This is a genomic window from Thermopolyspora sp. NPDC052614 (assembly GCF_040678635.1).
Lineage (GTDB): Bacteria > Actinomycetota > Actinomycetes > Streptosporangiales > Streptosporangiaceae > Thermopolyspora.
In genome coordinates this window covers 323,690-338,023 of sequence record NZ_JBFATZ010000005.1, presented here as the reverse complement: position 1 = coordinate 338,023, position 14,334 = coordinate 323,690, and the positions used below count along the sequence as shown (strand labels likewise).

The 14,334-nt window shown below is 72.4% G+C and carries 14 protein-coding genes; 13 read left to right on the top strand and 1 reads right to left on the bottom strand.

Translation table 11 applies throughout. From position 1 onward, the window contains the following. The first annotated feature begins 18 nt into the window (after positions 1 to 18). The 10 genes from AB0K60_RS13640 (at position 19) to AB0K60_RS13595 (ending at position 11,740) form a co-directional block, all read left to right on the top strand. The gene (locus tag AB0K60_RS13640) at positions 19 to 1,041 is read left to right on the top strand and encodes an ABC transporter permease (RefSeq protein WP_364052952.1); all 1,023 of its coding nucleotides are present in this window, start codon (positions 19 to 21) and stop codon (positions 1,039 to 1,041) included. Next, on the top strand, positions 1,038 to 2,543 hold the full coding sequence (locus tag AB0K60_RS13635) for a sugar ABC transporter ATP-binding protein (protein WP_364052949.1): 1,506 nt from the start codon (positions 1,038 to 1,040) through the stop codon (positions 2,541 to 2,543). Before AB0K60_RS13640 ends, AB0K60_RS13635 begins: the two co-directional genes overlap by 4 nt. A 5-nt stretch (positions 2,544 to 2,548) precedes the next feature. Beyond that, positions 2,549 to 3,307, top strand: coding sequence for an SDR family oxidoreductase (locus AB0K60_RS13630; protein WP_364052946.1), 759 nt, complete (start codon positions 2,549 to 2,551; stop codon positions 3,305 to 3,307). A gap of 70 nt (positions 3,308 to 3,377) precedes the next feature. Further along, positions 3,378 to 4,991 (top strand): CoA-transferase, encoded by a 1,614-nt coding sequence (locus AB0K60_RS13625; protein WP_364052943.1) that lies wholly within the window; start codon positions 3,378 to 3,380, stop codon positions 4,989 to 4,991. Beyond that, a complete protein-coding gene (locus tag AB0K60_RS13620) occupies positions 4,991 to 6,124 on the top strand; it encodes a Zn-dependent alcohol dehydrogenase (RefSeq protein WP_364052940.1) in 1,134 nt (377 codons plus the stop codon). The genes AB0K60_RS13625 and AB0K60_RS13620 overlap by 1 nt, the downstream gene beginning before the upstream one ends. Positions 6,125 to 6,129: 5 nt before the next feature. Next, complete coding sequence (locus AB0K60_RS13615) at positions 6,130 to 7,326, top strand: acyl-CoA dehydrogenase family protein (protein WP_364053487.1); 1,197 nt, start codon at positions 6,130 to 6,132, stop codon at positions 7,324 to 7,326. A gap of 204 nt (positions 7,327 to 7,530) precedes the next feature. Beyond that, positions 7,531 to 8,985: an aldehyde dehydrogenase family protein gene (locus tag AB0K60_RS13610; RefSeq protein WP_364052937.1), complete on the top strand. Its 1,455-nt coding sequence runs from the start codon at positions 7,531 to 7,533 to the stop codon at positions 8,983 to 8,985. Beyond that, complete coding sequence (locus AB0K60_RS13605; RefSeq protein WP_364052934.1) at positions 8,949 to 10,142, top strand: DUF993 family protein; 1,194 nt, start codon at positions 8,949 to 8,951, stop codon at positions 10,140 to 10,142. Before AB0K60_RS13610 ends, AB0K60_RS13605 begins: the two co-directional genes overlap by 37 nt. Then, the gene (locus AB0K60_RS13600) at positions 10,139 to 10,951 is read left to right on the top strand and encodes an enoyl-CoA hydratase/isomerase family protein (protein ID WP_364052931.1); all 813 of its coding nucleotides are present in this window, start codon (positions 10,139 to 10,141) and stop codon (positions 10,949 to 10,951) included. Before AB0K60_RS13605 ends, AB0K60_RS13600 begins: the two co-directional genes overlap by 4 nt. Positions 10,952 to 10,990: 39 nt before the next feature. Further along, on the top strand, positions 10,991 to 11,740 hold the full coding sequence (locus AB0K60_RS13595) for an SDR family oxidoreductase (protein WP_364052928.1): 750 nt from the start codon (positions 10,991 to 10,993) through the stop codon (positions 11,738 to 11,740). Positions 11,741 to 11,774: 34 nt separating this feature from the next. On the opposite strand, the gene AB0K60_RS13590 is transcribed toward AB0K60_RS13595, so the two are convergent. Beyond that, on the bottom strand, positions 11,775 to 12,053 hold the full coding sequence (locus AB0K60_RS13590) for a hypothetical protein (protein ID WP_364052925.1): 279 nt from the start codon (positions 12,051 to 12,053) through the stop codon (positions 11,775 to 11,777). Positions 12,054 to 12,182: 129 nt separating this feature from the next. Between AB0K60_RS13590 and AB0K60_RS13585 the strand changes: the two genes are divergently transcribed. Genes AB0K60_RS13585 through AB0K60_RS13575 form a run of 3 tightly spaced genes read left to right on the top strand, consistent with a single transcriptional unit; the run spans position 12,183 to position 14,325 of the window. Then, on the top strand, positions 12,183 to 12,440 hold the full coding sequence (locus AB0K60_RS13585) for a hypothetical protein (protein ID WP_364052922.1): 258 nt from the start codon (positions 12,183 to 12,185) through the stop codon (positions 12,438 to 12,440). Next, positions 12,437 to 13,057, top strand: coding sequence for a sigma-70 family RNA polymerase sigma factor (locus tag AB0K60_RS13580; RefSeq protein ID WP_364052919.1), 621 nt, complete (start codon positions 12,437 to 12,439; stop codon positions 13,055 to 13,057). Before AB0K60_RS13585 ends, AB0K60_RS13580 begins: the two co-directional genes overlap by 4 nt. Beyond that, positions 13,054 to 14,325: a CBS domain-containing protein gene (locus AB0K60_RS13575; RefSeq protein WP_364052916.1), complete on the top strand. Its 1,272-nt coding sequence runs from the start codon at positions 13,054 to 13,056 to the stop codon at positions 14,323 to 14,325. Before AB0K60_RS13580 ends, AB0K60_RS13575 begins: the two co-directional genes overlap by 4 nt. Positions 14,326 to 14,334: the final 9 nt, after the last annotated feature.

The following is a 14,334-nucleotide window of genomic DNA, read 5'->3' as shown; positions in this document are numbered from 1 at the left end:
ATCCTCGAAAGGACCCTGATGCCCACCGCCGCGACATCCTCGGCCGCGGGGCCGCCCGTACGCCGGGCGCCCCTGGCCTGGCTGAAAGGCCGCGACCTGCGCGCCCTCGCCCAGGTCGGCCCGGTGGTCGCCCTGCTGCTGCTGGCGGCGTTCTTCTCGGTGCAGGCGCCGAACTTCCTGTCCGCGAACAACCTCACCAACGTCCTGCAACAGGTGTCGATCACCGCGATCGCCGCCGTCGGTGCCACCACGGTGATCCTCGTCGCCGGGATCGACCTGTCGGTCGGCTCGGTCGTCGCGCTCACCGGCAGCGTCGCCGCCCTCTACCTGCAGCACGCCACGCTGGGGGTGTTCGGGTCGGCCGTCGTCGCCGTCATCGTCGCCCTGGTGGTCGCCACCCTCTGCGGGCTGCTCAACGGCCTGCTCGTCACCGTGGCGAGGGTGCCGGCGTTCATCGCCACCCTCGCCACGCTGACCGGGGTCCGCGGGCTCGCCCTGCTGATCACCGACAGCTTCCCGATCTCGATCCGGAACTCCGACTACGCCGTGATCGGGCTTGGGAAGGCCGGCCCCGTGCCGGTTCCGGTGTTCATCATGGCGATCACGTTCGCGGTCGGCTACGTCATCCTGCACCGGCTGAAGATCGGCCGCCGTATCTACGCGGTCGGCGACAACGAGCAGTCGGCGCGGCTGTCGGGCATCAGGGTCGACCGGGTGCTGCTGTTCGTGTTCGTGTTCGCCGGGTTCTGCGCCGGCGTGGCCGCGCTCATCCTGTCCTCGCGGCTGTCGTCCGGCCAGCCGGCGGGCAGCGTCGGATTCGAGCTCAACGTGATCGCCGCCGTCGTGGTGGGCGGCACCAGCCTCTTCGGCGGGCGCGGCCGGCTGTCGGGAACGTTCCTCGGCGCGCTGCTCATCGGCACCCTCGGCAACGGGCTCACGCTGATGAACGTCCCCACCTACTGGCAGCAGATCATCACCGGGATCGTCGTCGTCGCGGCCGTCGTACTCGACCGGGTCTCCCGAGGGGAGAGCGGGACATGACCACCCTCGCCCCGGCCGGGACCGGGGTGCTGGCCGCGCGCGGCATGGTGAAGCGCTTCGCCGGCGTCGCCGCCCTCGACCACGTCGACCTCACCCTCGAACCCGGCCGCGTCCACGCCCTCGTCGGCGAGAACGGCGCCGGCAAGTCCACCCTCTCCAAGATCCTGTCCGGCTTCGAGACCGCCGACGCCGGTGAGGTGCTGGTCGAGGGCGAGCCGGTACGGTTCCACGGGCCCTCCGGCGCCGCCGCGCGCGGCATCGCGATCGTGCATCAGGAGCTCTCGGTGATCCGCTCGCTGTCGGTCGCCGAGAACGTCCTGGTGGGCAGCGAGCCGTCCCGGTTCGGCTTCGTGGACCGCCGCCGGCTCGCCCGCCAAGCCGCCGCCCACCTGGAGAAGGTCGGCCTCGACGTGGACCCGCGTACGCCCGCGGGCCGGCTCTCGGTCGCCCAGCAGCAGCTCGTGGAGATCGCCCGCGCCCTCGCCATGGACGCCAAGGTGATCTTCTTCGACGAGCCGACCTCGTCGCTGCCGCACAGCGACTCCCGCCGCCTCCTCGGACTGCTGCGCGAGCTGCGCGACGCCGGGCGGGCGATCGTGCTCATCAGCCACGACCTCGCGGAGGTCCTCCAGATCGCCGACACGGTCACCGTGCTGCGCGACGGCAGGCACATCGTCACCGCCCCCGCCGCCACCCTCGACGAGGAACGGCTCATCCAGCACATGATCGGCCGCGACCTCGATGTCGTGTACTCCGAGCACGCCACCGCCGCGGCGTCGGGGCCCCCGGCGCTCGTCGTCGAGGACCTCGCCGCGCCCGGGGTGCGCTCCGCCTCGCTGTCCGTGCACGCCGGCGAGGTGCTCGGCATCGGCGGGCTCGTCGGCAGCGGGCGCAGCGAGCTGCTCGCCGCCGTCTTCGGGCACACGCGGCCCACCTCCGGGCGGATCCTGCTCGACGGCCGGCCGTACCGGCCGCGTCATCCGGCGGAGGCGCTCGCCCGCGGCGTCGGGCTGGTGCCCGAGAGCCGCAAGGACCAAGGGCTGCAGCTCGGCCTCTCGATGGCCGCGAACATCGAGCTGTCGAGCCTGTCGAGCGTCGCAACCGGGCCCTGGGTGCGCCGCCGCCTCGGGCGGCGCCTCGTCGAGCGGTACATCGCCGACCTGCGGATCAAGACCGCGGGGCCGTCGGCGCCGGTGAACACGCTCTCCGGCGGCAACCAGCAGAAGGTCGTGCTCGCCAAGGTGCTCGCCACCCGGCCGCGGGTGCTGCTGCTGGACGAGCCCACCCGCGGCATCGACGTCGGGGCCAAGGCCGAGGTGCACCGCATCATCCGGCGGCTCGCCGACGAGGGCATGGCGATCGTGATGGTCTCCTCGGTGCTGCCCGAGCTGCTCAACGCCTCCGACCGGATCGTCGTGATGCGCGCCGGGCGGACCGTCGGCGAGCTGTCCCGCGCCGAGGCGACCGAGGAATCCGTGATGCGACTGGCCTTCCAAGGGTGAACCGGATGACGACTACGAACACCACCACCTCGACCACCCCCGTCGCGGTGATCACCGGCGCGGAGGGCGGCCTCGGCCGCGCCGTCTGCGACCGGCTCGCCGCCGACGGCTACGCGATCGTCCCCGGTCGCCTGCCCGGCGCCGGCGACGGTGGATACGACGGGGGGCAGGACGGGGGGCCGGGCGGTTGGACATACGTGCCCACCGATGTCACCGACCCGGCGTCGGTCCGCGGGTTGATCGACACCGCGCTCGACCGGCACGGCCGGATCGACGTGCTGGTCACCCTCGCCGGGGTGATGGAGCAGGTGCCGCTGGCCGACCTCGACCTCGGCACTTGGCGTACCACCATCGACGTCAACCTCACCGGCACCTTCCTGTGCTGTCAGGCGGCGGCGCCCGCGCTCGCCGCGACCGGCGGCGCGATCGTGACCGTCGCGAGCCAGCTCGCCTACACCGGGGCCGTCGACTGCGCCGCCTACGCCGCCTCGAAGGCGGGGGTGATCGGCCTCACCCGGGCGCTCGCCCGCGAGCTCGGCCCGGCCGTACGCGTCAACTGCGTCGCCCCCGGGCCGGTGGAGACGCCCATGACCGCTGCGTACGCCACGCCGGAATGGGTGGCGGAGAAGACCCAGAAATTGATCATGAAGAGGTTCGGGCGGCCGCCCGAGGTGGCCGCGGCGATCGCCTGGCTCGCCGGGCCGGAGGCGTCCTTCGTCACCGGCCAGACCTACAACGTCAACGGCGGAGGAGCGATGCCGTGACCGGCCGAACGGAGGAACCCCAACGCCACCCGGCGGCGGGCGCGGGGACGTGTGAGATCGGGGAGACACGATGAGACGGAACGGGGCCCTGCGGCCCGAGGTGCTCGACGCCGCCGACGCGGCGGACCTGGTGCCCGACGGGGCCGGCGTGCTGATCGAGGCGTCCGGCGGGGGAGTGCTCGAACCGTCGGCCCTGCTGCGCGCGATCGGCGACCGGCACCGCCGTACCGGCGGACCGACCGGGCTGTCGCTCTACTTCTGCAGCGGCATCGGCGACCGGCAGGGCTCGGGCGTGGACGTGCTCGCTCGCCCCGGCCTGGTACGGCGAGCCGTCGCCGGGCACTGGGCGATGACCCCGTCGCTGTCACAACTCGCCTACGAGGGACAAATCGAGGGGTACAACCTGCCGCAGGGCGTGCTCGCCCAGCTGCTGCGGGAGAGCGCGGCCGGGCGGCCCGGCCTGTTCACCCCGGTCGGCCTCGGCACCTTCTGCGACCCGCGGCAGGGCGGCGGCAAGCTGAACGACGTCACCACCGAGGACCTGGTGCGCCTGGTCGAGGTGGACGGCGAGGAGATGCTGTTCTACCCCAGCCCCCGGTTCGACGTGGCGCTGATCCGCGCCACCACCGCCGACGAGCAGGGCAACCTCACCGTGGAGCACGAGACGGCCCGGCTCGGCGTGCTCGCCGCCGCGATGGCCGCCCGCAACAGCGGCGGCCTCGTCATCGCCCAGGTGAAACGGCTCGCGATGGCGGGGACGCTGAACGCCAAGCACGTGGTGGTGCCCGGCCACCTCGTCGACGTGCTCGTCGTCGATCCCGACCAGTGGCAGACCGTCACCACCGCGTACAACCCGGCGTTCTCCGGCGAGGTCCGGGTGCCGTTCACCGAGGCCGAGCCGATGCCGCTCAGCGAACGCAAGGTGGTGGCGCGGCGCGCCCTCGCCGAGATCCCGCGCGGGGCGGTGGTGAACCTCGGCGTCGGCATGGCCGACGGGGTGGCGGGCGTCGCCCTGGAGGAGGGCCGGCTCGCCGACCTCACGCTCACCGTGGAGCAGGGCATCGTCGGCGGCGTACCGGAACGTGGCGTGATCTTCGGCGTGTCGTGGAACCCGGACGCGGTGATCGACCACAGCGCCCAGTTCGACTTCTACGACGGCGGCGGGCTGGATGTGGCCTGCCTGGGCTTCGCCGAGGTCGACGCGGCGGGGAACGTGAACTCCTCGCTGGTCAACGGCCGGATCATCGGCGCGGGCGGGTTCATCAACATCTCCCAGGCGGCGCGTACCGTGGTGTTCTGCGGCACGCTCACCTCCGGAGGGCTGCGCACCACGGTCGGCGGTGGGCGGCTGCGGGTCACCGCCGAGGGCCGCCACCGCAAGTTCGTGCCGCGGGTGCGGCAGATCACGTTCAACGCCGATCGCGCGCGGGCCCGGGGCCAGCGGGTGCTGTACGTCACCGAGCGCGCGGTGTTCCGCCTCGGCCCGGACGGCCCCGAACTGTGCGAGGTCGCGCCGGGTTTCGACGTCGACGACGTCGTGGCGCTGATGGACTTCCAGCCGAAGATCGCCGAAAGGGTCACGGAGATGGACCCCGCCCTGTTCGCGGAACCGTCCGCGCCAACGCTCGCCGGCGCGTCCGCCGGCGCCCAGACATCCACGCCCCAGCCGTCCAGGGAGGAATGATGCGCACGCGTGCCGCGGTCGTCTACGGCCTCAACCAGCGTTTCGAAGTGAAAGAGGTCGAGCTAGCCGACCCCGCCGACACCGAGGTCCTCGTCCACCTGGTGGCCTCCGGCGTCTGCCACTCCGACTATCACCACATCACCGGCGACCAGATCGCCCGGCTGCCGATGATCTTCGGCCACGAGGGCGCGGGCGTGGTGGAGCGGGTCGGCTCGAAGGTGACCCACGTCAAGCCCGGCGACCACGTCGTCATGTCGTACCTGCCGTCCTGCGGCACCTGCCGCTGGTGCACCGCCGGGCAGACCAACCTGTGCGATCTCGGCGCCCACACGGTGACCGGCCCCCAGCTCGACGGGACCTACCGGTTCCGCGACGACGACGGCGTCGAGCTCGGCCAGTTCTGCCTGGTCTCCACGTTCAGCGAGTGGACGGTGGTGCCCGGCCAGTCGGTGGTGAAGGTCCAGCCGCACCACCGGCTGGAGCGGGCCTGCCTGGTGGCGTGCGGCGTCACCACCGGCGTCGGCACCGCCATCTACCGCGGCGGGGTACGGCCCGGCGAGGACGTGATGGTCTTCGGCGTCGGCGGCATCGGCATGAACATCGTGCAGGGCGCCCGGATCGCCGGCGCCAGGCGGATCATCGCCTGCGACGTCGAGGACTGGAAGCTCGACAAGGCGAAGGGGTTCGGCGCCACGCACACCGTGAACCCCAAGGAGCGGGACCCGGTCGAGTACGCCATGGAGCTCACCTGGGGGGTGGGCGTGGACCGCGCCTACGAGGCGATCGCCAGCCCCGAGACGATCGGGCAGGCGGTGCGGGCCCTGCGCAAGGGCGGCACCGCGGCCGTGGTCGGCCTCACCCGGCACGACCAGCCCGACATCCCGGTCAACCCCTCCGACTTCGTGCTGTGGCAGAAGACCCTCACCGGGTCGCTCAACGGCGGCTGCAACCCGCGCAACGACATCCCGGCGATGCTCGCGATGTGGGAGTCGGGCCTGCTCGACCTCGACGGGCTGGTCACCCGCGAATACCGCCTGGAGCAGATCAACGAGGCGTACGAGGACCTGCTCGCCGGGCGCAACATCCGCGGCGTCATCCGCTACGAGTGGGCCGACGGCGGGGTGCCGGCGTGAGCGACATGACCGATATGAGCGACATGAGCGGCGCGACCGGCGTGCGCGGCTACACCGACGCGGAGATCCGCGAGCTGCTGCAGGTCGTCGGCGCGTTCTGCGAGAAGGAGATCGCGCCCCGGGCCCGCGAGATCGACGAGACCGGCGCGTTCTTCCCCGACCTGATGCGCAAGGGGGCGGAGATCGGCCTGCAGGGGCTGATCTTCACCGAGGATCTGCGGGTGGACCCGGCCGGATTCGCCCCCGCGCACGAGACCACCGAGCTGATCTCGTCGTACTCGGCGGCCGTGGCGCTCGCGTTCGGCATCGCCCGGCTGCACGGCTACCTGCTCGCCCGGTACGCCCCCGAGCCGGTCCGCGACCGCTGGCTGCCCGGCCTGATCGACGGCACCGCGTTCGGCGCCTTCGCCCTGTCGGAGCCGCACTCGGGGACCGACATCCGGGCCGGCCGTACCGTCGCGCGACGCACCCCCGGCGGCGACTACCGGATCAGCGGCGAGAAGGCGTGGATCACCCAGTCCCCGGCGGCCGACTTCGCGATCGTGCTCACCAAGCTGGAGACCGCCGACCGGAACGCCGACACGGCGGCGTTCGTGATCCCGCTCGACACCCCCGGGGTGAGCGTCGGCCGCGACGAGGACATGCTCGGCTTCCGCGGCATGCCGATGGCCGGGCTGGGCTTCGACGACTGCCGGGTGCCGGAGGAGTGGCGGCTGCACGTCGACGGCTTCCGGGGCATGCTCGAAGGACTCAACCTCGCCCGCCTCGACGCCGGATGCTACGGCCTCGGCCTGCTGCGCGGCGCCCTGCGGGAGACCACCCGGTACGTCCGCGACCGGCAGGCGTTCGGCCGTCCCCTCGCCGAGCTGCAACTCGTGCAGGAGAAGCTGGGCCGCATGTACGCCGACTACCTCGCCGCGCGGGGGCTGCTGCGCGCCGGGGTCGCGTCATTCGCCGCCGGCGGCGGCGGGGACGCCCACCTCATCTCGGCCGCGAAGATGGTCGCCACCGACGCGGCGATGCGGCACACCGTCGCGGCCGTGCAACTACACGGCGGATACGGCGTACACCTCCACTACGATGTGCAGCGCATGATGCGCGACGCCAAGATCACCCAGATCATCGACGGCACCAGCGAGATCCACGCCCTCATGCTCGGCCGAGCGGCGACCCGCGCCGACTGGACGGCCGCCGGTCTCTGACCGGCCTTCGCGGCTGGCCGGGGCACCGAATCACCGAATCCGCCGCACGATCCCTCCCCGGCCGCCGCCGCCCGCCGCCGTGACCTCGCGATGGGACTCCTCGCGATGGGACCTCTCGCGATGGGACCTCTCGCGATGAGCCGTGCCATCGCCGATCCCGGCCCGACCTTCCCCGCCCCGAGGCGGGGCCTCTCGGAGGTTTGCATGACGACCACCATCGACCCCGCCGCGCCCGCGCTGTTCCTCGACGGCGAGGCGCGGCCCGCCGACCACCGCGACGTGCTCCAGGTCCTGGACAAGTCCACCGGTGCCCCGCTCGGCACGGCGGCCGTGGCCACCCGCGAGGACGTGGCCGCCGCCGTCGCCGGGGCGCACCGCGCCCAGCCCGGCTGGGCCGCCACCCCCGGCCCGGAACGGGCCGCGATCCTGCGCCGCGCCGCCGCGCTGCTCCAGTCCGCCGCCGAGGAGTTCACCGTGGCGGTGATGCGGGAGAGCGGTGCCTCCCGGGCCGACGCGGCCGGCGAGGTGGCGGCGAGCGTGATCGAACTGTTCCAGGCGGCCGACCTCGCCACCGCCGAACTCGGCGAGATCATCCCGTCGGCCCGGCCCGGCCGGGTCAACCTGGTGGAGCGCCGCCCCGTCGGCGTGGTCGGGCTCATCACCGCCTGGAACGCTCCGCTGCACATCGCGCTGCGCGTACTCGCCCCCGCGCTCGGACTCGGCAACGCGGTCGTGCTGAAGCCCGCCCCGCCGACCCCGCTCGTCGGCGGCCTCATGATCGCCGACCTGCTCGCCGAGGCCGGGATACCCGCGGGCCTGGTCCAAGTGCTGCCGGGCGATCCGGCAGGCCCCGCCCTGGTGGACCACCCCGACGTCAACATGATCCACTTCACCGGCTCGGGGCGTACCGGACGGCGCGTCTACGAGGCGGCGGCGGCCGGGCTGAAGCGGGTCGCGCTCGAACTCGGCGGCAACAACGCCACCGTCGTGCTCGCCGACGCTGACCTCGCCGAGGCGGCCCGCGCCGGCGCGGCGGCGAGCTTCGGCCGCCAAGGCCAGGTGTGCATCGCCACCGGCCGGCACATCGTGCTGCGCCAGGTCGCCGAGGAGTACACGGCGCTCCTCGCCGAGCAGGCCCGCGCGCTGCGCGTCGGCGACCCGATGAGCGGCGAGGTCGACCTCGGCCCGATGATCTCGGCGGACGAGGTGGCGCGGGCCCTCGGCCTGGTGGAGCGCAGCGCCGCCGCCGGGGCGCGGCTGGTCACCGGCGGCGAGGCCGACGGCCCGTTCCTCACCCCGGCCGTGGTCGACCGGGTACGCCCGGGCATGCCGCTGCACGACGAGGAGGTGTTCGCCCCCATCGCACCGGTGATCGTCGCGGACGACGAGAACACCGCGCTGGAGATCGTCAACGCCACCCCGTACGGCCTGTCCGCGTCGGTGTTCTCCCGCGACCTCGACCGCGCCTGGGCGTTCGCCGACCGGGTGCACGCCGGCATGGTGCACGTCAACGACGCGTCGGCGCTGCACGAGCCGCACGTGCCGTTCGGCGGCGTCGGCGAGTCCGGGGTGGGGGAGCGGTTCGGCGGCCGGGCCTCCATCGACCTGCTCACCGAACGCCGGTGGACGAGCCTGCAACGATCGGCGGTCGTGCGATGACCGCCCGGCTCCTGCTGCCCGGGCCGGACGGGCGGGCCGTGCCGTACCGGATGAGCGGGGTGCCGGTCCCCGCGCCGCCCCGGCCGTGCCCGCCGCCCCGCAGCCGTGCGGTGTACGCGGCCGCGCACGTCGTGCCCGACCCGCGCGGCGACGCCCGCACGCCGATCATCGACTGGGCGGCGACCCTGCGCTTCCGGCACCACCTGTGGTCGCTGGGGCTCGGCGTAGCCGAGGCGATGGACACCGCCCAGCGCGGCCAGGGGCTGCCCCCCGCCCTCGTGGACGAGCTGATCCGGCGCACCGCGGCCGAGGCCGCGTCGGTCGGCGGCGAGGCCGTGTACGGCGTGGCCACCGACGGACTGCCGCCCGGCCCCGCCTCCTGGGTCGAGATCGCCGACGAGTACCTGCGCCGAATGGCGGTGGTGGAGGACGCGGGCGGCCGGGCGGTCCTGATGGCGAGCCGCCGGCTCGCCGCGACCGCCGCCGGCCCCGACGACTACCTCCGCGTCTACGACAAGGTGATCTCCGCCGCGGGGCGGCCGGTGGTGCTGCACTGGCTGGGCGTGCAGTTCGACCCGGAGCTGCGCGGCTACTGGGGCGCGGACGACTTCGCCGGAGCGGCACGCACCGTCCTCAACCTGATCGAGACGCACCGGGACCGGGTGCACGGCATCAAACTGTCGGTGCTGTCCGCCCCGGACGAGGAGTGGCTGCGGGACCGCCTGCCCGCCGGGGTACGCCTGTTCACCGGCGACGACTACAACTACGTGCGCCTCATCCGCGGCTCCGACGGGCGGGGCAGCGACGCGCTCCTCGGCGTGTTCGACCCGCTCGCCGTCGTGGCCCGCCGCGCGTTCGAGCGGCTCGACGCCGGGGACGAGGACGGCTTCACCCGGCTGCTTGAGCCGACCGTGCCGCTCGCCCGGCACGTGTTCGGCCCGCCCACCTTCGACTACAAGACCGGGGTGGTGTTCCTCGCCTGGCTGAGCGGGCACCAGCCGGGCTTTCGCATGCTGGGCGGCATGGAGGCGGCCCGGTCCGTGCCGCACCTGGCGGAGGCGTTCCGCCTCGCCGACCGGTGCGGCGCGTTCCCCGACCCCGACCTCGCCGCGCACCGGATGCGCCTGTTCCTCCAGGTCGCGGGGGTGCCACAGTGACCGCCACCGAGCCCGCCGAGGGCCAGGTCCTGCTGGTACGGCGGGGCCCGGTCGCCGACCTGATCCTAAACCGCCCGGCCAAGCGCAACGCCCTCACCGAACCGATGCTTGAGCGGCTCGCCGACCTGCTGCGGATGCTCGCCGACGATGACGACGTCCGCGTGGTGACGCTGCACGGGGCCGGCGACCGGGCGTTCAGCGCCGGCGCGGACCTGCGGGCGTTCGGCGAGATGCGCCCCCCGCGGCTGTGGCGGCGGTGGACCCGGCTGGGGCAGGAGACGTTCGCCGCGCTCGCCCACCTGCCGCAGGTGACGGTGGCGGTGCTGAACGGCGCCGCGATCGGAGGCGGCCTGGAACTCGCCGCGCACTGCGACCTGCGGGTGGCGGGCAGCGCCGTACGGGTGGGTTTGCCGGAGGTCACGCTGGGCACGCTGCCGGGCTGGTCGGGACTCGCCCGCATCGCCGAGCTGACCGGCCCGTCCCGGGCCCGGCTGCTCGCGCTCACCGGACGGCTGATCACCGCCGAACAGGCCGCGTCGTGGGGCCTGGTCGACGTGGTCGCCGACCCGGTGACCGAGGCCGCGAACGCGCTCGTCGGGGACCTGCTGCGCGGGGGCCCGGTGGCCCAGCGGCTGCTGAAGGCCCGGCTCGCCGGGCCGTGGCGGGCCTGGTCCGACCCACAGGCGCTGCTCGACTCGCTGGGCGGCGCGGTCGCCGCCGCCGAGGGCGAGTCCGCCGAGGGGGTGGCCGCGCTGCTCGGCCGCCGCCCGGCCGCCTGGTCACCGCCGGACGCCGGCCCGGCCCTCTGACGACCGCCCATCCGCGCTGCTGAGAAGGAGACAGAACCCATGTCCATCACTCCGGCGATCTCCGGCGGCACCGTGCTCATCGCGGGCTCGTCCCGCGGCATCGGCGCGGCGGCGGCAAGACTCGCCGCCGAGGCCGGGGCAAAGGTGATCCTGCACGGCAGGTCCGAAACCCCGGCCCTCACCTCGCTCGCCGCCGACCTGGGCGCGCCGTACATCGCCTGCGACGGCACCGACGAGACGGCGGTATCACAGGCGGTGGCCCGACTCCGCACCGACGGCCACGTGATCGACCGGCTGATCTGCACGCTCGGCGCGGTGTCGCCCACCTCGGCGCTCGACGGCGACACCGGCCCCTGGCTCGACGAGTTCCGGTGGAACGTGCTCGCCCCGGCCCACTTCATCCGCGCGGTCGCCCCGGACATGCTGGCCCGGGGCTTCGGCCGCATCGTCACCGTCTCCTCGATCCGCGGCCGAGACAACCTCGCCAACGAGGAGGTGACCGCCTACGGCGCGGCGAAGGCGGCACTGGAGAACCTCACCGCCGTCTACGCCAAACGACTCGCCCCCGCGGTGACGGTGAACTGCGTCGCCCCCGGCTTCGTGCTCACCGACATGTCCGCGGTCTGGTCCGAGGACGTCCGCGCCGAGGTACGGCGCAGCCTGCTCGGCCGGGCCGCCGAGCCGGAGGAGATCGCCCGGGTCCTGCTGTTCCTGGTGAGCGACGGCGCGTCATTCATCACCGGCCAGACACTGCTCGCCGACGGCGGCCTCGACGCCCGCCTCACCTGAGCGAACGTCACCGGGCCGCCGGGGCCGTACGGTCTCATTCCCTGACGGCGGTCTTGGCGAGGAGAGCGCAGGCCTCGGTCGCCATGATGGCGCTGAGCTGGGTTGACAAGTGCACGGGGCCCTCCGGGGGACGGCGCCAGTCGTTGCCGGCGAGCAGGGAGTCCGGGCGGAGGCAGTCCGTCCACAGCCGGTCGGCGCAGCTCAGCAGGAACCGGGACAGCTCGGCGTCGTCCTTCGTGCAGCGGCTCGCCGATCTGCTCGGGTCGTCGAGTTCCCGCTCTCGCCCCTGCCGGGTTCTGACTCCCGATCGCACGGATCCGAGCAAGGCCCGGATGCCTGTCCCGAAAATTTCCCGCCCAACCCCAAACCAATTTGCTCCGCTGGTGCCTATCTACGGGTGTAAATCTTCTGCTTTCGATCCCTCCGAAAAAGGAGTCCCACCGTGGATCCGATCGACCCACCCTGGGCGCTTGGCCTGCTCGGCGGTGCCATCAGCGCGGTAACGCTGTCGGTCCGCCAAATCCTGCGTGCCCGGGCCGCCGTGGCGGCCGAACGCGAACGCCAAGCCACGATCCGGCACATCGTCGGCGAAGCCGCCCGATGCGCCCCGGCGGGCGGGCTGCTGGTCGTCTACTCCGCGCCGCTCAGCGGCGGCGGCTCCCAGGAGGCTGGCAGCGGGGAGCTGGAGACGAGCAGGTGACCGGACAACCGCAGCCCCATCTCACTTCACAGCTGATGCCAGCCGGACCGCTTCCCACCAAGGCCTACGACTTCATCCGCAGCCTGTACCCCCGCTTGCGCAACTACTTGGCCGCCACCGGTTCGCCCTACGAGGACGCCGAGGAGATCGCCAACGACGGCTCCTTGATCGTGCTTGACCGGTGGGACCGGCTGCGGGCAGACCCCCGCTACGACGGGTGTCCCCCGCGGGCGTACTTGTTCAAGGTCGCCACGCGTCTGCGGTCCAGGCGGGCCCGGACATCAAAGTTCGACTGGAGGCCGCTGGACCCCGATGACCTGGAATTCACCTCGGCTGCGCTGGCCATCCTCAGCCTCGAGGAACTCGAGGAACCGGCCGTGGACCGGCTGACCGCCGCAGCCGTGGTCCGCCAGACCTTGACGAAGATGCGGCTACCCGACCGGGAGGTGCTGTGGATACGGCTGGCAGAGGATTTCAGCACCGCCGACACCGCCACCATCCTCCGGATCCCGCCAAACACCGTCAGGACCCGGCTGCGCGTCGCCACCATGCGCTTTAAAGACCTGGTCACCGCATCGGGAGCACTCGCGGGAACACGATGGGATGTGACGCGATGAACATCGAGGAACTGTTCCGCCTCGCCGCGAAGCCGACCCCTGCCGACATCGACGCCGCCGACCACGACCTGGGCCGGGCGATGACGAGCTGGAACGCCGATCCGCGCGAAAGGCACCGCATCAGCGACCTGGCCGACCTGCTCGACGCCGAGGACGTGCTGTATGAGCAGGCGGTAGCGGCGATGGAGCGCGGCGATCTGGCCACCGCTGAAACCTTGCTGCGCCAGTGCGTCCGGCTGGGTATCCCTGCCGCCGAGGATCTCCTGGAGGATGTCGGCCAGCAGCGCGAATCTGAGGTTCACAACGAGGCCGATCAGCCCGCCGCCGCGTCGGTGCACGCGGCTCATCTTGGCGTTGACGAGCCGCACCAGGTCACGGACGGGGAGCTGCACCAGGATTCACTTCTGGTTTCGGTCGATCTCACGAAGATCGATATTAGGGTCCCGAGCGTCGATCGGGTCGCCGCCACGCAGCATCTTCTCGTGGCGCATGGTCCCAGCTCCTCTGAAGGGTGGTTGCGGTCCATGTACCCGCGTCGTTCCGGGACATCGCTATTTGCTCTACTTCAACGGAGACGTTGTGCAGATCTCGTCATGGAGACGGACGCAGGGATTGTCTTCGCTGATTGCAAGCGCTACGGCGATATCCACGACAATCCATACCAGATATTCTTCGCGGTGCCCATGATGTGTCAGGGCAAGACAGAGGCAGCTCTGCGCGTGGCCAGGTACTTCAGCTGCACCTCCCGTATGGTCGGTCCACTTGAGTGGAATCTTTTGCGGGATGTGGTCACCCATACGCGTCACTTCGCGAGCGCGCAGCGATCGGCGGCTCCTGCACGCGTGGCCGGCGATGTCCTGCTGCCCTACGACATCCCCGCCCTGGCTCCAGCCGACCGGGTCGGCGACGCCATTGAGCAGATGGCGGCGGCCCACGAGCAGGCCCTTCCGGTATACGACGATGGTGTGGTCGTCGGAATCCTCACGCTCATCGATGGGCTCGACGAAGCCCTCCACGATCGCGCCCTGGTGTCCGACATCATGCACCGGCCGGTCTACGTTTCCATAGACGACCCGATTGACCTGGTCCGTGACCGTCTCATCGCCTCCTCAACCGGCCTGCTGGTGGCCCTTAAGGAAGGCGTCGTGGCCGGCTACATCACGCCGATCACCGCCCTGGCGGGCCACGCCGAAGCCCGGCAGCCGTTCTCCCCGGTGAGCCCGCTCATTGATCCCTGTGATCTTCCTGGTGTGCCTGCGCGAGGATGACCGGAGCCC